Here is a 19,541-nt window from a genome sequence, read left to right as displayed (position 1 = left end):
ATTTACAACCATAGCGCGATTTCTCGCCATACCCCCGCAACCATTTCAAACAGGCGGGTTTTGATATGCGATTTGTGCCAGTTATTGCCTTGTTCGGAACTGCATGCGGCCTCGCCGCGCTCTCCGCCGCCGGGCCGGCCGCCATCAGCGGCGCAGCCGGCAGTGCCGCCGAGAAAGCCGCCCGCGCCTACGAATCGACCAAAACGCCTGCTCGTGCCTGTTGGGCGCGAGGCCCCGACCTTCGGGGTGGATGCGCCTCTGTTCCGCTACGCCTCGATCCAACGCGGCAGCATCGAGCAGACGGTCACCGTCACCGGCGCGCTGCAGCCGGTCAAGACGATCGAGGTGGGATCTCAGCTGTCCGGACAGCTCGCGCGGGTCTACGTCGATTTTAACGACAGTGTCGTCAAGGATCAGCCGCTCGCCCTGATCGATCCACGCAGCTTCGCGGCCAAGGTGGACGAGGCCAAGGCCTCGCTGGCGGTCGCCAACTCGCTGGTCGACGTCGCGCGCGCCAAGCTCGATCGCGCCAGGATCGATCTGCAGAACGCCAAGGGCAGCCGCGACGTGCTCGCCGCCAAGCTCGAGAGCGCGCAAGCGGTCAAGAGCTCGGCGCAGAAGACCTTGCAGCGGAAGCTGGCGCTGCAGTCGCAAAACGTGGTGGCGACGACGACGGTCGATGATGCGCAGACCGAGTTCACCGCCCGCCTCGCCCAGGAGCGCGAGGCGGAGGTGATGATGTCCCTCAACTCCTATTCGGTGGATGGAGCCCAGGCCGACGTCCGCCGGATCGAGGCGGAACTGCAGCAAATGCGCATGGCCGTGCCCGAGAAGGCGGCCGTTCTCGCCGCGGCGCAGGCCGATCTCGACCGCACCGTGATCCGTTCGCCGATCGACGGCGTCGTCGTCGGCAGGTTCGTCAACGAGGGCCAGACGCTCGCGGTCGGGCTGGAATCGCGCACCACTTTCGTGGTCGCGCACCGTCTCGAGGACATGGAGATTCACGCCCAGGTCGACGAAGCCGATATCGGGCGCATTGCCTCCGGACAGCACGCCTATTTCACGGTGGATTCCTACCCGGACCGGCGCTTCGAGGCCGTGGTGCGGCAGGTGCGCAAGGCGCCGCAGAACCAGCAGCACGTCGTCACCTACACGGTCGTGCTGGCGACCTCCAACCTGGATGGCGCGCTGTTGCCCGGAATGACCGCGCTGGTGAAGATCGTGATCGAGCGGCATGACGATGTGCTGAAAGTGCCGCTCGCCGCGCTACGCTTCCAGCCCTCCGGCACTCGGCCGGACGCCGCGCACAGTGGAGTATGGGTACGCACCGCGAGCGGCTCGCTGCAGCGCGTCGCCGTGACGGTCGGGGCGGCCGGCACCGAACAGGTCGCGCTCAAGAGCGGAGACCTGGTCGAGGGCAGCCAGGTTGCCGTCGGCCAGGCGATCCGTCCGACAGGCATGGAATTTTTCGGCATCAGGTTCGGATCATGACCGCCTCTCCGCCCCTCATCAGCCTCCAGTCGGTCTCCAGGACCTATCGCACCGACGGCATCGCGGTGGCTGCCGTGCGCAATGTCAGCTTCGATATCGCGCAAGGCGAGATCGTCGCCGTGATGGGACCGTCCGGTTCCGGCAAGTCGACGCTGATGAACATGATCGGGCTGCTCGATCTGCCGAGCGCAGGCGCGGTCTTCCTCGAAGGCGCCAACGTCGCCGGTCTCTCGGAAGACCGCCGGTCGTCCTTGCGCGCCCGCAGCATCGGCTTCGTGTTCCAGTCCTACAATCTGCTCGCCCGCCACAATGCGATCGAAAATGTCGCGCTGCCGCTGATCTATTGCGGCGTCGGCCGGAAGGAGCGCCTGGCGCGCGCCGAGCAAAGCCTGGAGGCTGTCGGCATGCTGCACCGGGCCCATCACTTCCCCCGGCAGCTCTCGGGCGGCGAACAGCAGCGTGTCGCGATCGCCCGCGCCCTGATCGCCTCTCCATTGATCGTGCTCGCCGACGAGCCGACCGGCGCGCTCGACAGCCGCACCGGCGCCGAGATTCTGGCGCTGTTCGCCGCGCTCAACCGGACCGGCCAGACCATCGTGATGATCACGCACGATCCCGGCATCGCGACCCAGTGCCGGCGAACGATCCGCCTGCATGACGGCGAGGTCGTCGCCGACGAAATGATGGCTCCAACCTTGCCGAAACGGAGCGCCACATCATGACGATGCTCCAGGGCTTTCAGATCGCCCTTCACGCCTTGCGCCTCAATCCGCTGCGCAGCTTCCTCACCATGCTCGGCATCGTGATCGGCGTCGCCTCCATCGTGACCGTGTTTGCGATCGGGTCGGGCGCGCAGCTCCGCCTTCAGGAGCAGATCCGGTCGATCGGCGCCAACGTGCTGATGATCACCCCCGGGGCGGTCTACCAGGGCGGCGTGCGCCTCAAGGACGGCAGCAAGCTGACCATGACCGAGAGCGACGTGCAGGCCATCCTCGAGCAGATTCCGGAAGTCCAGGCCGCGGCCGGCTCGATTGCCGGAACCGCGCAAGTGATCCACGAGGGCAAGAACTGGAATACGACGATCAACGGCACCACGACCGGACACTTCATGGTGCGCGACTGGCAGCTTGCGACCGGGCGCTATTTTTCCGGAGCTGAAGAGGCCGGCGCCGGCAAGGTCGTGATCCTCGGAAGCACGGTCGCGCGCGAGCTGTTCGCGCCGGGCGACGATCCCATCGGCGCGCAGGTCAGGATCATGAAGGTCCCGCTCGAAGTGGTCGGCGTGCTCGATCGCAAGGGACCCGCGCAGGACGATGTCGCTTTCGTGCCGCTCACCACGGCCAAGCTGCGCTTCCTTGGCAGCGCGAGCAACATCAACAGGGATTCGGTGGCCTACATCATCGCCAAGGTCGCTGCGGACGGACAGATGGCAGGAGCGCGATCGGAGATCGAAGGCCTGCTGCGGCAGCGCCACCGGATCCCCGCCGGCCAGGAGGACGACTTCAAGGTCCAGGATCCGGCCGCCGCGATGGAAGCGCAGCAGGGGGCGATCCGCACCGTCGCGCTCCTGCTCGTCGCCATCGCCTCGGTCTCGCTGCTCGTCGGCGGCATCAGCATCATGAACGTCATGATCGTGTCGGTCACCGAGCGCACCCGGGAGATCGGCATCCGCCGCGCCCTTGGCGGGCGGATGCGGGACATCCGTCTCCAGTTCCTCTGCGAGGCGCTCGTGCTCTGCCTGCTCGGCGGCGCCATCGGCGTCGGCGGCGGGGTCACGCTCTCGATGACGGTCGCCCGCATGGCCGGGTGGATCACCTCGATCGACGGCCAGGCGATCGGCCTCTCCCTCGTCTTCTCGATCGCGACCGGTCTCGTCTTTGGTTTTTACCCCGCCCACAAGGCATCAAAGCTCAGCCCAATCGAGGCGCTCAAGACGGAGTGAGAAGATGTTGGGGGGCCAAGATCCATTCACAGGCCAAGGGAGGAGCAAGCCATGAGCCGGGATCCGAAGCATTTGATTGTGCCGACACCGCGCGAGCGCGAGCTGATGATGCTGATCGCGCGGGGACTGCAGAACAAGAACATCGCCTACGAGCTCAAGATCTCCGAGAACACCGTCCGGGCGCATATCGGCAACATCATGCGAAAATACCGCCTCCAGAACCGGACCCAGGTCGCGATCATCTACGCCCTGCATACGGCACCCCCATCGCTCCGCCGCGATCTCGCCAAAGACGGCGACTATGCGACGGCGACAGGCTCGGCGCAGGTGCTCGCACAACCGCGGGTGCCGACCGCGCCGGATTGACCGTCCTGACCGCAATTTCTTGCGCCACGTCGGGGCGAAACACCCAGATCCGGGTCAACGGCATGGCGACAATATAATTCTCTTTATTCGAATTCGGATTTTTGTTAGATATTGCGCAACCCGGCCTAAGGAAGAGGGCGTATCGCGATCGTCACGAACGTGGGCCGGGCGGCGGTGGGCGCGGACCACATCGGCGCGACAAGCTTCGCAGGGCGGGCAGCCGTGAGCGAGAGCCTCGCGCCAACGACAGGTGTGGTTCACGTACGGCCAAATCGTGTGGTCCTGGCGCCCGGGGTCTGTGCGCCAAGTCTTGCGGTGATGCGTGCTGTCCAACCGGACACGCGCATGAGCCATCCGCACGGCGACGGGGGCAATAGTGCATCGCTCCCCGGGGAGAGCACGACATACGCCGTTCCAACCACTGCGCAGGGAAGGCCGGTTGCTCGGCTCCACCTGTATGCCGCTGTGCAGCTTCTTGTTGCCACCTTTCGCACAGTGGACCGTGGGTGCCCGGCCGGCACCCGGTCTTCCCCATAGGCGTTAAGTTTATTCTTGAGTGTTGGAATCACACGTGATTCCAAGGGGCATGGCAGACGAATCGCTTCTAAATGAGGTGGTTGCGCAGCTGGGTGGGGCTGAGCAGCTTGAGATAAGCGCGCGCCAGACGAAGGCTTTCGCGCGGCGGCGCCAAATTCCAGACGCGGTGGCGTTGCTTCGGCTGATGCTGGCCTATTGTTTAGGGGAAAGAGGATTGAGATCGACAGCTGCGTGGGCGGCTTCTGTTGGCCTTGCGGACCTCAGCAGCGTGGCGTTGTTCTATCGCCTGCGTCAATGTGGCGATTGGTTTGCAGTGCTGGTGGAGAGCTTGCTCGATGCGGCAGCGCCGAAGGCGAGCCGAGGCCGCCTGATCCGCATCGTCGATGCGACGACAGTACCTCAGGCCGGGCCGACTGCCCGCAGGAGCAGTGAGCTTTGGCGGCTTCATAGTGCATTTGATCTGCCAAGTGAGCGCTTTGGTCACTTCGAGCTAACGGATCAGCAAGAGGGCGAAACGTTTGACCGGATACCAGTAGTCAAGAACGAGATCCGCATTGCTGACCGCGCTTATCTGCAACCTGACCGCATCGCGGCTGTCCGCGCGGCTGGTGCCGACGTTCTGATCCGAGCAGGCTGGAAGAACGCGCGCTGGCTTGATGCCCAAGGCCTTCCATTCGATCTGATGGCCCAATTGCGTGCGGCAAAGGCACGCGGACTGATCGATCGGAGGATTTGGATCAAACGCAAGGACGGGGCGCCTCTGGCTATGCGTCTGGTTGCGGTCAAGAAGCCCACCGGTGCGGCCGCGGCTTCGCGTCGTAAAGCTCGGCGAGACGCACGCGACGAAAACCGCATCATCTCCAAAGGGACTCTGGAAGCCGCGGATTGGGTCATTCTGGTCACGTCGCTCGCACGGGACGAGTTCTCCGCCAAGGATGTGCTTGCACTCTATCGACTGCGATGGCGGATCGAACTTGGCTTCAAGCGACTGAAAAGCCTGATTGGTCTCAAGACACCGCCTGGAACTGATCAGCGTTCGGCGAAGCCCTACCTGCTGGCTCACCTCTTGATTATCCTGCTGCTCGAGCCGCTTGTCCGCGACTTCGAGGACTCTCCCCACTGGAAGCAGGCCGCCTGACGACACCTGGCGGTTGGCGTATCTTGCAACAACTCGTTGCATCCTTGCTGCAAGCAATCATTCCACAACCAACCATCCGCCGCTTGCGCCGCAGTAAGCGAGCGCTTGGGCGGCACCTGCGCGAGCCTCCCCGAAAACGTCAATATCAATCAATGCTTGCGCTACCTTAACGCCTATGCGGTCTTCCCTGCGCCCTCTTCTCAATTGAGGGTGGCGTGACGAGGCAAAGCTCGGGCGAGATCAGCCGCGAGGATGCGAAAGTGTGTCTGTCGTTGGAGATCGAACTGCCGGTGCTGCGGCGAGCACCAATTTCTGACCGTCACCCTGAGGCGCGAGCCCGCGGTGCGCAGCAGCGCGAGCGAGCCTCTAGGGGCGACGGCCCGGCTGCACCTCGGCCGTTCATCCTTCGAGGCTCGGCTTGCGATGCGTTTGCATCACAAGCCTCGCACCTCAGGATGACGGGAAAGATATCTTCCCCCGCAACGACTTGTCCGTGAGGTTGAGGCCCCCTCCCCAGCCCGCCTGCATCCGCAAAAGGCCTTGTAACAAAACTGTCATACAGCAAAACTAAACGAAGGCGGGGCCGCGGTCGGCGGCCATGCCGCCTCACCGCTAGGAGACTTCGATGCGCCGTTCACTGGTGTTGCTGTCCGCCGGACTGACAGTGCTGTCCACCGGATTTGCCTCCGCCCAGAACAACACGCCCCACAACCTGATCCTGTTCATTCCAGACGGCCTGCGCGCGCTGAAGGTGACGCCCGAGACGGCCCCGGCAATGGCCGAGGTCCGCGACAAGGGCGTCAACTTCAAGAACCCGCACTCGCTGTTCCCGACCTTCACCATGGCCAACGGCTCGGCGATGTCGACCGGCCATTATCTCGGCGATACCGGCGTGTTCTCCAACACGATCTGGACCAACTACACCTCCGGTCCAGCCGGCGACACGGTCGTCCCCTTCATCGAGAACGACGCCGTGCTCGGCGACATCGACGAGCATTTCAAGGGCGACTATCTCAACGAGGAAACCATCCTGAAGATGGCCCGCGACAAGGGCCTCAGCACCGCCGCGATCGGCAAGGTCGGCCCGACCTATCAGTTCGACCACACCGACCATCCGGAGAAGCCGGGCCAGCACTCGATCGTCATCGACGATTCCACCGGCGGCAAGAACGGTGTCCCGCTGTCGGACGAGATGAAGGACGCGCTCACCAAGGCGAACCTGCCCCTCACCACCCCGAGCCGTGGCGACAACGGCAAGGCCGGCGATGCCAAGACGCCGGGCACCACGGTCGCCAACGTCGCCCAGCAGGCCTATTTCGCCGACGTCGCCACCAAGGTCGTGCTGCCGATGTTCAAGGCGCGCAACAAGCCGTTCGTCCTGGTGTTCTGGTCGCGCGACCCTGACGGCACCCAGCACAATCAGGGCGACAGCCTCAACCAGATCATGCCGGGCATCAACGGGCCGAGCACGATGGCGAGCATCAAGAACGCCGACAACAACCTCGCCCAGCTCCGCAAGGCGCTGGACGATCTAGGGCTCGCCGCCAACACCAACATCATGATCCAGGCCGACCACGGCTTCTCGACCATCTCCAAGGAGAGCAAGACGAGCCCCTCGGCCAAGCTCAGCTATGACGATACGCCGAAGGACTTCTTGCCGATGGGCTTCGTTGCGATCGACCTTGCGAAAGCGCTCGACCTGCCGCTGTTCGACCCCAACGACAAGAATGCGAAGATAGAAGGCAACAAGCATCCCAAGGCCGGCAACGGCGTGCTCGGGACCAATCCGGAGAAGCCCGACCTCGTCATCGCCACCAATGGCGGCTCGGACCTGATCTATCTGCCCAGCAAGGACAAGAAGCTCGCCGCGAAGACGATCAAGGCGCTGCTCGAGCAGGACTACGTCTCGGGCCTGTTCGTCGACGACTCCCTCGGCCGCTTCCCCGGCACCCTGCCGCTGTCGAGCATCAACCTGCGCGGCAAGTCGGCGACGCCGACGCCGGCGATCGTCGTCAACTTCCGCTCCTATGCCAGCGATTGCGGCGAGGCGCCGACCAACTGCTCGGTGCAGGTCGCCGACACCGTGCTGCGCCAGGGCCAGGGCATGCATGGCAGCTTCAGCCGCGGCGACACCATGAACTTCATGGCCGCCATCGGTCCGGACTTCAAAACCGCCTATGTCAGCGAGATCCCGGTCAGCAATGCCGACGTCGGCATGACCGCGGCCCAGCTCCTCGGTCTGCGCAGCTCGGGCAACGGGGGCCTCGTCGGCCGCGTGATGTCGGAGGCGCTGCCGAACGGCGTCGTGCCGAAGGCCTATAAGACCGTTGAGCGCTCGAAGAAGAAGTCCGAGAACGGTCTTGAGACCGTGCTCAACGTCCAGCGCGTCGGCAGCCAGCGTTATTTCGACGCCGCAGGCTTCCCGGGCCGCACGCTCGGCCTCGAGCCGGATCCAGGCAATCGGGATAGGGGGGAGTCTCGCGACTCCTCCCCTCCCACACCACCGTACATACGGGTCCGTATACGGCGGTTCGGCGGATTATGCAGGCCACTGTCCCGTGACGGAAGCCAAGCCGAGCGAAGCGAAGAAGCTGTTTGGCAGAGCAATGGCGAGCGCGGGGCTGTTCGCGAGCCGCCAAGGGCCATGCGGGGCGCCGGCAGTTTGCGCTGCCAGATCCCGGCCGACGCCACGGCGTCGCAGCTCGGCGAAGCGAGCGGGTCCATACTTCCATTGCTTCCAGACGACGGCGCGCAGCCGCCGCCTGATCCACCGGTCAAGCACGCGCAACACCGACGGGGTTTGGCAGAAGCCGAAGTAGCCGCGCCACCCGATCAGGTAGGCTGACAGCTCCTTGGTAATCTGCACGAGGCTTCGACCGCACGTGCGTCGCGTCAGCTCCAGAACTTTTACCTTGAAGCGGGCGAGCGCCTGCGGCGCGATGCGCCGTCGCGGTGGTTCACTTCCGCCGGTAAAGCTGAAGCCCAGGAACTTGCGAACGCTCGGTTTGGCGACCGCACTCTTGGCCTTGTTGATCTTGAGCTTGAGGTGCTTTTCGAGGAACCGTTCGAGGCCGGCCAACACCCGCTCGCCCGCCTTCTGACTGCGTACATAGATATTGCAGTCGTCGGCGTAGCGCACGAAGCGATGGCCGCGTTTCTCCAGTTCCTTGTCCAGCACATCCAGCATCAGGTTCGACAACAGCGGCGAGAGCGGTCCGCCTTGCGGCGTACCCTCCTCCGTCGGGCTGACCAGCCCTGCCTCCATCACACCCGCAGTCAAGAAGCCACGGATGAGCTTGAGGAGGCGCTTGTCAGCGACCCGTTTGGCAATGAGCCCCATCAGGATGTCGTGGTTGACCCGGTCGAAGAACTTTTCCAGATCGATGTCGACGACGACGGCGTAACCGGATGCGATGTAGGTCTGCGCCCGTTCCACCGCCTGATGCGCCGAGCGGGTCGGCCGGAAGCCGAAGCTCGCCTCGGAGAACGTTCCGTCCCAATCTGCCTGCAACACCTGCATCACCGCCTGCTGGATGAAGCGGTCGAGCACCGTCGGGATGCCGAGCGGCCGCAGGCCGCCCGACGCCTTCGGTATCTCCACCCGCCGCACCGGCTGTGGCTTATAGGTGCCGTCAAGCAACTGGGCGCGGATCGTGAGCCAGTGCTCCTTCAGATAGGCCGATAGCTCGCCGACGGTCATCCCATCGACGCCTGCCGCACCCTTGTTGCGCTTCACTTGCGCCAATGCTGCTTGCAGATTCTCACGCTCGACGACTACTTCCATCGACGGTCCTGCGACCGCCGGGCGTTCGAGGCTGGCTCTCACCGCGCTTGCTTCGGTCTCTCCGGCGGCGGAGCTTGCGGCTTCACCGCCTGCTCCGGTGCCCAAGTTCAGTTCGACCTGATTCTTCTGCCGCATGGCTCGCGCGAGATCGTTGCTCTACTAACCACTTCCACCGTTCGGGCCTTCGGCGGCACACGCCACCTACTATGCCCTCAGCTGACTTCTGCGCTGCGGTCGGGCCGCCTTACGACGACCTCAGTCCCGTTGCCGGGACACAACGCAGACCTCCCGAGGTAAGACCGACCGCCTTCACCGCGCGCCCGCCGAATTTACCACCCCGACCCTTGATGACCCTGGACTTCGCGATCAGTTGCTCGCTCGTCCGGCCGGGTAGGCCTCGTTATCCGGTGTTTGTCCATCGGGCCGCGGCTTTGCTCCACGCTTTCTTCAGACCCCACCTCGCGGTGACGCCCTTGCGCTTCGCTAATCCTTCGCCGCCATCAGGCTGGATAGAGGACTTCCACCTCCAAGCTGTCGTTCATACTCGGCACACAACAAAAAACGGCGGGGAAGTAACCCCGCCGTTCGCTCGCCCTCATCAAGAGGGGGAAGACTTACATGCCGATGTCGAACACGTTCGGCAGCTGGCCCGCCAGAGGCAGCGCGGTGGCGCCGAGGAACGTCGCCACCATCGCCATCAGGCGACGATTGTTGTGGCGTCTGCCGCGCATCTGGCCGGCGATCCACTCCAGCATCTCACTGTTGACCTTGGAGGCGTAGGCCGGCGCCCAACTCTCGATGTCGGTATCGGCCGAGAGCGCGACGCTGCGCGGCGGCACTTTCAGGCCCGAGGCGCTGGCCGCGTAATGGGCGACAGCTTTGGCCAGGAGGTCGTCGAAGCGGCCGCCATCCGTGCGCTCGGTCGCGGCCTCGTTGATCTCGAACAGGACTTCGGCTTCGGCGCGGCTGACCGGCTGGTCGTTGACGGCGGCGGCGGTCAGGATACGGACGCACCAGGCTGTGTCGTCGGCGTCGAGCGAGCGGGAGAAATGCACCCGGCCCTTGGTGGTCGGGCCTTCGCCCGTGATCACGCCGTCGCGCACGATGGTCAGTGCATGGGCCGAAGTATCGCGGCAGGACGGTTCGAGGGACGGCGACTGAGACTTTTCAGCGGACTTGGGCGCAGCGGCAGACATAGTTCACTTCCAGATTTCTTCTGACCGACCAGCATTTTCATGCGGACGTAAAGGGGTGGTTAATGATTGACTACGGGGATCGCGACTTTTCTCAATGGTTGCCGATTGGTCGCTATGAGGACCATTTCGGTTCCGGAGAGCGTCGGGCGAGCGTGATGCGGGTCATAAAAGGCTTTATCGGGGCAATCGAGACCGTGTGGTTCCGTGGAGATGTTTCGCCGCAGGGGCCCCCTGTAACAGAAAAGTGCTAAGAGATCGGCCCTTCAGAGAAGGAATTCACATTTTACTTGAGCCCCGTTCACTTGAGGTTGGTCAGAGCCTATACTGATGCGGACGGCCAAGGACGAATTTGCAAATAAATTCAATGAGATGAGGTAGAACCATGACACTTCCGATCGGCGCCACCGCCCCCGACTTCGAAGCCGAGACCACCGAAGGGAAGATCAAGTTCCACGACTGGATCGGCAACAGCTGGGCGCTCCTGTTCTCGCACCCCAAGGACTTCACGCCGGTTTGTACGACCGAGCTCGGCGCGCTCGCCAAGCTGAAGCCGGAATTCGACAAGCGCGGCGTCAAGCTGATGGGCCTCTCGGTCGACCCGGTCGATCGCCACGCCAAATGGTCCGAGGACATCAAGGAGACGCAAGGCGCCGCTCCGAACTATCCAATGATCGGCGACACCGACTTCAACGTCTCGAAGCTCTACGAGATGCTGCCGGCCTCGACCTCGGGCGATCCCCTCACCCGCACGCCGGCCGACAACCAGACCGTCCGCAACGTCTTCATCATCGGGCCGGACAAGAAGATCAAGCTCGTGCTGGTCTATCCGATGACCACGGGCCGGAACTTCCAGGAGATCCTGCGCGTCATCGACTCGCTCCAGATGACTGCCAAGCACCGCGTTGCCACCCCGGCCGACTGGAAGCAGGGCGAGGACGTCATCATCGCGGGCTCGGTGTCGAACGACGAGGCCAAGACGATCTACCCGCAGGGCTGGAAGGAGCCGAAGCCCTACATCCGCATCGTGCCGCAGCCGAAGTGACTTTTTGAGGTCGCCGATAGCAACTGCAAAACGTCATCCCGGGGCGATGCGTCAGCATCGAACCCGGGATCTCGAGATCCCCCGGTGCGCAATTGCGCACCTGGGGTCTGGTCCTGCGGACTATCCCGGGATGACGGCGTTAGACTAAGCCGCGTGCACGCGGTCCAGAAAACCGTCGACCTCGGCCTTCAGATGCACGCTCTCGCTCGATAGCGCCTGGGCCGATGCGAACATCCGGCTCGAGGTCTCGCCGGTCTCGCTCGCGCCCTTGGCGGCGTGCCGGACATTGACCGCAACCTCCGCCGTGCCCGAAGCCGCGGCGCGCACGCTGGCCGCGATGTTCTGGGTCGCGCTGCGCTGTTGCTCGACCGCAGCCGAGATCGAGCTCGCGATGCCGCTGATGCGCTCGATGGTCTGTCCGATCCCCTTGACCGCAGCGACAGATTCCTCGGTCGCAAGCTGCATGCTCGCGATCTGGTTCGAGATCTCGTCGGTCGCTTTCGCGGTCTGGCCGGCGAGCGTCTTGACCTCCTGGGCCACCACTGCAAAGCCGCGGCCGGCATCGCCGGCGCGCGCGGCCTCGATGGTGGCGTTGAGCGCCAGCAGGTTGGTCTGCTCGGCGATCGAGGTGATCAGTTTGACGACGTCGCCGATCCGCGCGCCTGCCTCGGAGAGCTGCGCAATCCGCTGATCGGTCGCTTCGGCCTGGCGCACCGCCTCGGCGGAGATCTCGTTGGATTCCTGCACCCTCCGGGTGATCTCGGAGATCGACTGGGACAGCTCGTCTGAGGCCGATGCGGCCGAGCGCACGTGCTCGGAGGCGCTTTCGGATGCCCCGGCTGACTGCGCCGACAGCTCTGCCGTCGAACGTGCGGTGTCGGTGAGCTGCCGCGCCACCCGTTCGAATTCGCCTGACGATGTCAGCACCTTGTCGAGAATGCCGCCGACGCTGCCGCGGAACTGCTCGACGAAATTGCGCAGCTCCGCCTTGCGCTGCTCGGCCGCGGCAGCCGTGGCCGCGGCCTGCTCGCTGCGCAGGCGGGCCCGCTCCAGCGAATTGCTCTTGAACACCGCGACCGTGCGGGCGATTTCGCCGATCTCGTCGGCGCGATCCTCGCACTCGATCGTGACGTCGCTCGCCCCCTCGGCCAGCGCCGTGAGCGAGCGCGCGACCAAGGTGAGCGGCCGGGTGACGCGGCGGACGATCACGAGGGTCAGGACCAGCACCAGCAGCGCGGCAAGCCCGGCGGCGGCCGCCATGCTCTCGATCGCCCGGGCCAGCATGCTCTCGAACTGGGCCATGGGGATGCCGACATAGAGAATGCCGGCGACCTTGCCGGCGGTATCCACGACCGGGAAATAGGCGGTCATGAAGGACTTGCCGAACAGCGTGGCCGGCCCCTTATAGGCTTCGCCCCGGCGCAACAGCGCCTGGCCCGGATGGTCGGCGGCGAGCTGGGTGCCGACGGCGCGGTCACCATTCTCCTTCTTCACATTGGTCGAGCGGCGCACGAACTGCCCGCTCGCATCGTCGAACACGAAGAGCGTCGCATTGCCGCCGACATAGGACACCGCGCGATCGACGATGGCGTGATCGCTGAATTCGGGCATTTTGGGGATCTCGGCGCGCACCACCGCGCCGTCCCTCACCGTGATCTTGGCGTCGGGAACGATCTCGGCGAAAGCCAGCGCGAGCGTGCGCAGATTGACCTCGATGCCGCGGAGCGCGCGATCATTGAAGGCGGAGGTGAGCGACCAATAGCCGGCTCCGACCACCAGCGCCGTGTTCACGGCGATCAGCAGCACCGCGCAGAGGACGGCCTTGGTGCCGAGCTTGAACCGCGGCAAGAACTTCGCCGTTGAAAGTCTGGACATGATTGGAATGACCCCCGTAATTGCTGCATATTCGTGCAATCCGCTTACGGCCGCATTAACGACGGTTCACCGCCGCCGCGCGCAGCATGCTTGCCGGAGCGTTAACGAGGAGCACGCCGAGCGCTGCGCAAGGATCGCAAAGGTTGAGCGGTGCTTTGACACAATCATGGAAAACGCTATCGTCATCGCTCCATACAAGCCGTGGGGGACGATATGGACGACGAGAAGCCGATCACCGAACAAGCGATGGAGACGATCACCACCGCCGTGGAAACGACCAGGGATGCCGCAGTCACTGCCGTCAAGAAGGTCAGGAAAGCCGCCAAGAAGGTCGCGAAGAAGGTAGCGCCGAAGAAGGCGAAGAAGTCGTCGAAGAAGGCAGCCAAGAAGACCGCGAAGAAGGCGGTGAAGAAATCCGGCAAGAAGGCCGCAAAAAAGAAAAAGAAGGCCAAGAAGTCCAAGCGCTGATCGCAAGCCGAGCATCTCTCCGGGTGCGCACGCCCGGAGAGGGCTCCGGCAATGCCTAGCCTCTACGTTTGATCGCCCGCCGGCCCGGGTGATGCTTTCCTTGCGGATCGCGGAATTCGCTGCGATGGCCGCGCCGGTCCTCGGCGTTGAATCGCCGCCGCTTTCCCGGCGAGCCGAACGCCTTGATCACCTTCCTGCCGTTGACCTTCTTGATGACGTAGCCGCCCTCGGTCATCGAGAACGGCTCCGTCAGCGTTCCCTTGTGGTCGAACTTGGTGCCGCGGGGGTGCTTGAACGGCTCGAACCAGGACGGGTAGACGAAGTTCGACATCTCAAAGCCGTTGACGCGGAAAGAATCCTCCTCCACTGCGTCGCAGACCTCATAGGCATACTGGGTATTCGGATTCTTGTCGGCCCAGAGATTGGCCATGGGATCGAGCACCATCTCGAACAGCTCGTGTGAGGCGGCGACGCTGACCGGCTCCTCGCCCAGCGCCTTGACGAAGATTTTGGAGATCGGCTGGCCGCGATGGGTCAGCTCGTGGCGCCCGAGCATGTTCTTGTGCGAGGCATCGTCGAAATAGACCAGCTGCCAGTCGGCCGCCTTCGGCTGCTGGGTGACATAGAGATCGACCGGATAGCCCCATACAGGAAGGAAGTGCTTGTCGTAACATTTTTGCAGTGCCGCGGTGAGCCTGCTCATCATCCGGCCGCTGATCGACTCCTCCGCGTAGTTGATGCAGGCAATCCGGACCGGCTTCAGGGAGCGGCCGAGCAGCGCACGTCTCGCCTTCTTCATGGAAATCACCGTTGCGAAAGGGAAGCTGAAATGTGCTCACCCTAACACGGATGCGGGGCGCACGTCAGGGATGTATTCCGCCGCACCTCACCACCATCCGCCTAGAACCGGCGGTTGACCACGAACACCGCGGCTGCGCACATCACCATGCCGGCAATCGCCAGCGCATCGAGCTTCTCGCCGAACAACAGATAGGCCATCAGCGCGGTCACCGCAGGCACCAGATAGAACAAGCTCGCAACCGAGGTCGCGGCGGCGCGGCGGATCAGCCAATACAGCAATCCGATCGATCCGATCGAGAGCGCCACCGCGAGCCAAGCCAGCGCGAGCACGAACTCCTGCGTCCAGTGCACCACGCGGTCCTCGAACAGGAAGGCGCCGACCGCGAAGAAGACGGTGACGGAGACGTATTGCACGAGATTGCCGGCACGCCAGTCGATGTGGTTGCAGTAGCGGCGCTGGTAGAGCGTGCCCAGCGTGATGCTGATCAGCGATACCACCGAGGCGAGCCAGCCGAGCCCGGCTTCGCCGGTCATCGGCCGGTTGTGCAGGATCATCACCACTCCGCCGAGACCCAGCACGAGCCCGCCCCATTGCACCGGCGTCACCTTCTCGCCGAGCCAGCGGTTGGCGATGGTCGAGGTCAGGATCGGCTGCAGGCCCGGAATCAGCGCCGAGAGTCCGGCCGGTATCGAATGCGCGATCGCGATCGCTGTGCCGCCGAGATAGAAGCCATGGACGAGGATGCCGGCGACTGCGCTATGGGCAATGCCGGCACGGTCCGGCCATTTCGGCCGCGCGATGCCGGCGATGATCGCCATCAGGCCGACCACGATCGCCATGCGGATGGCGAGATAGGTCAAGGGATCGGCGTTGTTGACGACGTATTTGGTGCCGATGAATCCGGTGCTCCAGAGCACTACGAACAGGATCGGCGCTGCGCGGGCGGTCAGGGCTTCTTGATTATGATTCATTGCCGCCCTCATGCCCCATGGGGCCCCGTGCGGCAATGCGAATTTGTACCAGAGCAGTGCTGCGCTGCGGCCGCGGCTCAGCCGCTCACCATTCTTCCGGACAGGGGTCGATGATCTTCCAGAGCTCGACGCCGTTCTTGATTTTCTTCATGTCGGTGGTGAGCCCGCCATTGCGGCGGATCCAGTCCTTCACCGTATCGGGGTAGTAGGACATCAGGTCGGACGTCCCCTCGGCGCTGGTGACCTTGATGCCGAAGGTGAAGGCCTTGTCGTAATAGGCCTGGTGGAAGCCAAGGCTCGCCTTCGGCGTCACGCAGATCTTGTTCATTGGCACGATGCCGAGCACCAGGGTGCAGGCCGAGTTGCAGATGCCATCGATGATGACGCGCTCGCCCTTGTCGCGGACGCGCTTGTACTTGGCCTTATATTCCTCGACATAGCCGCCGTGATCGCGGGTGATGTGCAGCTCCGCCCGCGCCGGCGGGGCGGCGACGACGCAGAGCAACAGCAGACTCAGAAGCGTGATGCGCATGGCGGCGTGACGACGACAGCCTTGAGGGATGGACCGGCCTCAAAGGAGCCCCATAAGGCCGGCGGCAGCATTCTTTATCGAATTCTCTTTGGTCATACTTGTGTGGGGAATTCGTTAAGCATCCCGAAAAGGCCAAAAATGGGCAGCCTTGGAAGCCATTTCCGGCAATTCTGTCACACCCTCCCCAGAATCTGCGGGATCGGCCCCATTTTCGGGCCTCCGGACGGGTGCCCCGGCGGCCCGAAATCGCTATAGATGAGCGACCTATTCGCGCCGGTTCCGGAGAATCGAGATGAGCAAGTTGACCCTTGTAGCCGCAGTTGCTGCCCTGTCGGCCGCAATCCTGGTCCCTGGCCTTGCAGAGGCGCGGGGACATCACCGGTACCACCACTATCACGCCAACCCGCTGCCCTACTCGATCAGCTATCTGCACAATTACGGCCCCGGCATCACCCCCGGCACTTTCGCCTTTTACGACGGCCCGTCGACCAACCACTGCTACCGGGGCGCCGCCGCCTATGTCGGCCAGGACCGCCGCCGGCACCCCTGCTTCTGAGGGATGCCAGCGCGGGCTTCGCTATCGGCCGGCGCCCGACCGCAGCAACTGCTTCTCGATCTCGTAGACCGGCAGCTTGACGAGGTCTTTGCCGACCTCGCCTTGCAGCGCCTTGCGCAAGACGTCCGAATAGTCGGCGCGGATCATCCCGAGCGCGCGGGGCGAGGCCACCATGGTCAGGGCCGAAGTCTCGCCCGCACTGACGGCAGCATCGAGCCGGCCGGCGAGGCTCCGCAGGAAGGCGCGCTCGGCCTCATCGTGCCAATCGGTCTGCTCGACCGAACTGCGGGCACTGCCGGCCGCACCATGCAATCGACCGGGCGCATCGCTCCCTTGCGCGCTGGTCGCTGGATTGGGCTGCTCGTGCACCTCCCTGGTGTGAAGGTTCGGAAACATCCCGTCGCCGCGATTTTCCAGAATGAGCGCCTTGCGCCCGTCGCACACCACCAGCCAATCACCCTTGCGTCATCTTGTCCATTGCACAGCTCCAAGGCACGGCTCTAAGGATCTTGCGCGCCTGTCCTCGCGTTTTTCGAAAGACTGGCCACGGCGACAAGACTAGGGACGAAGCCGCGTCGATGAATTGCGCAAGATCAAGCATGACCGGGAGGTCTTGCGGGCCAACAGCAGCGCAGACGCAGCATTGGTCATGCGTGCGAACCTGGGATAGTCTGGCAAGACAAAAGAAGGTTAGGCTTAGGGCGGCTGGCTGAAGATTTGTTCATCAGCATTACATTTCGGTTCCGCCACAATTTGATCAGAACGACTTCGATATCCTGCATCGCGTAAGCGGAGGAAGACATCATGAATCTCAAGACTGGCCTCGTCGCCGCGTCCCTGTTCGGTGCTCTCGCGGCATCGCCGGCGGCGTTCGCCATGCCCGTTGCGCCCACGCCTGCGACACCGCAGGTCTCCGGCGTCGAGCAGGTCCGCATGGTCTGCAACGCCTGGGGACGGTGCTGGTGGCGCCCGAACTACTATGGATATTACGGGCCGCGGCCCAATTACGGGTATTATGCGCCTCGCTATTACGGCCCGCGCTACTATGGTTATTACGGCTATCGCCGCTGGTGACATTTCGAAGGGGCCCTCGGGGCCCCTTCGCTTTTGCGGGCGGCGCGGTCGCCTGGAGCGTTTACAAAACTGATCTAGATCAAAGTGGAAATCCACCAGGCCGTCATGCTGCGACGATGGCCGATTTGATCGTTTTTCGTTGCCCGCAGACGGGCATGAATGTCCAGACGCACCTGGAGAGGCAGCAGAAGCAGGAGGGGCCAGCTTTGCGTCCTTCGCCTGTCCCGCCTGCACGCGGCTGCATTTCATCGACCTCGCCTCCGGCCAGCCGATGAGCCGGGAACGTTGACGGCGACATTGACCCAACCGGCCTCTTAGCATGATGTCCGCAATACTACGGCTCGGAATCGGGTTTACTGAGACCGATGTTTCGCCATTGATGGCAAGTACCGACGTTCATTTGATTGTCACTTTGCAGCAGCCGGCAGACGTATGTTGTTCGACACCCTCGCCCCGTCCTCCGCGCTTCACCTTGGGGGAATATCCTCTCATGACACTCGCGCAGGCCGTGATCGCGGCAAACCGCCGATATGCGGACCTGCACGAAGGCCGCAATCCCGTCGCTGAGGCCCAGCGCGAGGCCGCTGAAGCCTCGGTGGGGGCTGACGAGCTGACCTTCAATCGGCTGGCTGACCGTTACGTCAACGAATATGCGAAGCCTCGCAAGAAATCGTGGAAGGATGACGAGTGGGTCTTGAAGCGGGCGAAGGCCGAATTCGGTCCCCGCATCGTATCGACGATCACCCGCAAAGAACTGGTCGTGTTCCTGCGCGGCCTCGCCGCCACCTCGGTGCGCAATGCCAATAAGACCCAGGCGTCCATCTGCACCATGTACAATGGGTCAACCTCGAAGATGAAACGATCATCAACGCCCTCGCCCGCATCCCCAAGGTTGGCGGAAAAGAGCGTGAGGAAGATCGCGTTTTGAGCGATGACGAGCTGAGAGCCGTTTGGCCCGCCTTCATCACTCCGCCCGATGCCGTGTTCTCGGTCGCGGTGGGGATTGCCGTTCGCCTGATTTTCCTGACCGCACAGCGGCCCTTGCAGGTCTCGGGGATGCGCCTTGACGAGCTAGCCGACCTCGACGGCCCCTCGCCGCGCTGGGACCTTCCTGCCTCCCGAATGAAGCGCCCCAAGCCTCACTCGGTCCCGCTGAGCGCAGAGGCCGTGAAACTCGTTAAGCAGGCGCTCGCTGAGAGACTGTACGACGATAGCCCCTACGTCTTCCCGTCCACTCGGGGCAAAGGGGACAAGCCGATTGACCGGCACGCTCTGTCTCAGGCGGTCCGCCGACTACGGCTAAAGCTGAAAATGGGCGAATGGTCCCCGCACGATGCGCGACGGTCAGCCAGGACGTGGGCGCGGGCAATGGGTATCGCACGCGACACCACGGAGGCCCTCACCCATCACGCCATTGTTGGCAGCGGGAAGACCTATGACCGTTACGATATGCAGGCAGAGAAGCGGCAGGCAGTAGAGGCGATTGCGGAGTACATAATTCGCGCCTTGCGGCACAAAGATGCGCAAAGGCCGCATAGCTCGGCTGCGGTGGCCTTCAGCCTATCCGCAAATTTTCGGCAGACATTTTGCCGCTACGTCCCGCGCGCGGCTCGTAGCTGATGCGAGCACCCTCAAGCAGTTGAGTATATCCCGCCTTCTCCACCGCCCTGATATGCACGAACACGTCCGGTCCGCCGTCCTCCGGCTTGATAAAGCCGTATCCCTTGGTTGGGTTAAACCACTTCACGATACCAATCGCCACGTTAG

At 63.5% G+C, this 19,541-nt stretch carries 19 protein-coding genes and 1 pseudogene; 12 read left to right on the top strand and 8 right to left on the bottom strand.

Annotated features, from left to right (window positions below):
* Positions 1-246: 246 nt before the first annotated feature.
* From ACVWY3_RS07900 to ACVWY3_RS07875, 6 genes and pseudogenes are all read left to right on the top strand, one after another.
* A complete protein-coding gene (locus ACVWY3_RS07900; RefSeq protein ID WP_456837944.1) occupies positions 247-1,491 on the top strand; it encodes an efflux RND transporter periplasmic adaptor subunit in 1,245 nt (414 codons plus the stop codon).
* Positions 1,488-2,213, top strand: a complete 726-nt coding sequence (locus ACVWY3_RS07895; protein ID WP_456837943.1) for an ABC transporter ATP-binding protein — start codon at positions 1,488-1,490, stop codon at positions 2,211-2,213. The genes ACVWY3_RS07900 and ACVWY3_RS07895 overlap by 4 nt, the downstream gene beginning before the upstream one ends.
* On the top strand, positions 2,210-3,433 hold the full coding sequence (locus ACVWY3_RS07890) for an ABC transporter permease (RefSeq protein WP_456837942.1): 1,224 nt from the start codon (positions 2,210-2,212) through the stop codon (positions 3,431-3,433). Before ACVWY3_RS07895 ends, ACVWY3_RS07890 begins: the two co-directional genes overlap by 4 nt.
* A 51-nt stretch (positions 3,434-3,484) precedes the next feature.
* Positions 3,485-3,799, top strand: coding sequence for a response regulator transcription factor (locus ACVWY3_RS07885; RefSeq protein WP_456837941.1), 315 nt, complete (start codon positions 3,485-3,487; stop codon positions 3,797-3,799).
* Between the two features lie 586 nt (positions 3,800-4,385).
* Positions 4,386-5,474 (top strand): IS4 family transposase, encoded by a 1,089-nt coding sequence (locus ACVWY3_RS07880; RefSeq protein WP_456837940.1) that lies wholly within the window; start codon positions 4,386-4,388, stop codon positions 5,472-5,474.
* Positions 5,475-6,099: 625 nt separating this feature from the next.
* Positions 6,100-7,938 (top strand): annotated as a pseudogene (locus ACVWY3_RS07875) (alkaline phosphatase family protein); the annotation flags it as partial.
* Positions 7,939-8,013: 75 nt separating this feature from the next.
* On the opposite strand, the gene ltrA reads toward ACVWY3_RS07875, so the two are convergent.
* Positions 8,014-9,393: a group II intron reverse transcriptase/maturase gene (ltrA, locus tag ACVWY3_RS07870; RefSeq protein WP_456837647.1), complete on the bottom strand. Its 1,380-nt coding sequence runs from the start codon at positions 9,391-9,393 to the stop codon at positions 8,014-8,016.
* Positions 9,394-9,872: 479 nt separating this feature from the next.
* Entirely contained in the window at positions 9,873-10,454 is a 582-nt protein-coding gene (locus tag ACVWY3_RS07865) for a hypothetical protein (protein WP_456837939.1), read from the bottom strand.
* 382 nt (positions 10,455-10,836) lie between these two features.
* On the opposite strand from ACVWY3_RS07865, the gene ACVWY3_RS07860 reads away from it, so the two are divergent.
* Positions 10,837-11,496, top strand: a complete 660-nt coding sequence (locus ACVWY3_RS07860; protein ID WP_235545731.1) for a peroxiredoxin — start codon at positions 10,837-10,839, stop codon at positions 11,494-11,496.
* A gap of 144 nt (positions 11,497-11,640) precedes the next feature.
* Here the strand turns inward: ACVWY3_RS07860 and ACVWY3_RS07855 are convergent, their stop codons facing one another.
* Entirely contained in the window at positions 11,641-13,371 is a 1,731-nt protein-coding gene (locus ACVWY3_RS07855) for a methyl-accepting chemotaxis protein (RefSeq protein WP_456837938.1), read from the bottom strand.
* 213 nt (positions 13,372-13,584) lie between these two features.
* Here ACVWY3_RS07855 and ACVWY3_RS07850 point away from each other — a divergent pair, with 213 nt between their 5' ends.
* Positions 13,585-13,839 carry a histone gene (locus ACVWY3_RS07850; protein WP_456837937.1) on the top strand — a complete coding sequence of 85 codons (255 nt, stop codon included), beginning with the start codon at positions 13,585-13,587 and terminating at the stop codon, positions 13,837-13,839.
* Positions 13,840-13,894: 55 nt separating this feature from the next.
* Here ACVWY3_RS07850 and ACVWY3_RS07845 read toward each other — a convergent pair whose 3' ends face one another.
* From ACVWY3_RS07845 to ACVWY3_RS07835, 3 genes are all read right to left on the bottom strand, one after another.
* Positions 13,895-14,638 carry a hypothetical protein gene (locus tag ACVWY3_RS07845; protein WP_456837936.1) on the bottom strand — a complete coding sequence of 248 codons (744 nt, stop codon included), beginning with the start codon at positions 14,636-14,638 and terminating at the stop codon, positions 13,895-13,897.
* Positions 14,639-14,739: 101 nt separating this feature from the next.
* Positions 14,740-15,612: a DMT family transporter gene (locus ACVWY3_RS07840; RefSeq protein WP_456837935.1), complete on the bottom strand. Its 873-nt coding sequence runs from the start codon at positions 15,610-15,612 to the stop codon at positions 14,740-14,742.
* A gap of 85 nt (positions 15,613-15,697) precedes the next feature.
* Entirely contained in the window at positions 15,698-16,144 is a 447-nt protein-coding gene (locus ACVWY3_RS07835; RefSeq protein WP_456837934.1) for a hypothetical protein, read from the bottom strand.
* Between the two features lie 292 nt (positions 16,145-16,436).
* On the opposite strand from ACVWY3_RS07835, the gene ACVWY3_RS07830 reads away from it, so the two are divergent.
* Positions 16,437-16,700, top strand: coding sequence for a hypothetical protein (locus ACVWY3_RS07830; RefSeq protein WP_456837933.1), 264 nt, complete (start codon positions 16,437-16,439; stop codon positions 16,698-16,700).
* A gap of 21 nt (positions 16,701-16,721) precedes the next feature.
* Here ACVWY3_RS07830 and ACVWY3_RS07825 read toward each other — a convergent pair whose 3' ends face one another.
* Positions 16,722-17,096 (bottom strand): host attachment protein, encoded by a 375-nt coding sequence (locus ACVWY3_RS07825; RefSeq protein WP_456837932.1) that lies wholly within the window; start codon positions 17,094-17,096, stop codon positions 16,722-16,724.
* 408 nt (positions 17,097-17,504) lie between these two features.
* Here ACVWY3_RS07825 and ACVWY3_RS07820 point away from each other — a divergent pair, with 408 nt between their 5' ends.
* The 3 genes from ACVWY3_RS07820 to ACVWY3_RS07810 all read left to right on the top strand — a co-directional run bounded on the left by ACVWY3_RS07820 (position 17,505) and on the right by ACVWY3_RS07810 (position 19,394).
* Positions 17,505-17,774 carry a hypothetical protein gene (locus ACVWY3_RS07820; protein WP_456837931.1) on the top strand — a complete coding sequence of 90 codons (270 nt, stop codon included), beginning with the start codon at positions 17,505-17,507 and terminating at the stop codon, positions 17,772-17,774.
* A 379-nt stretch (positions 17,775-18,153) separates the two neighbouring features.
* Positions 18,154-18,702 (top strand): hypothetical protein, encoded by a 549-nt coding sequence (locus ACVWY3_RS07815; RefSeq protein ID WP_456837930.1) that lies wholly within the window; start codon positions 18,154-18,156, stop codon positions 18,700-18,702.
* A 53-nt stretch (positions 18,703-18,755) separates the two neighbouring features.
* Positions 18,756-19,394 (top strand): site-specific integrase, encoded by a 639-nt coding sequence (locus ACVWY3_RS07810; protein WP_456843312.1) that lies wholly within the window; start codon positions 18,756-18,758, stop codon positions 19,392-19,394.
* Here the strand turns inward: ACVWY3_RS07810 and ACVWY3_RS07805 are convergent.
* Complete coding sequence (locus tag ACVWY3_RS07805) at positions 19,330-19,536, bottom strand: cold-shock protein (RefSeq protein WP_456837929.1); 207 nt, start codon at positions 19,534-19,536, stop codon at positions 19,330-19,332. The two genes, ACVWY3_RS07810 and ACVWY3_RS07805, sit on opposite strands and share 65 nt — an antisense overlap.
* Positions 19,537-19,541: the final 5 nt, after the last annotated feature.

This window comes from Bradyrhizobium sp. USDA 4486 (assembly GCF_054057995.1).
The sequence above is the reverse complement of the archived record's forward strand: the minus strand, read 5'-3'. Positions and strand labels throughout refer to the sequence as shown.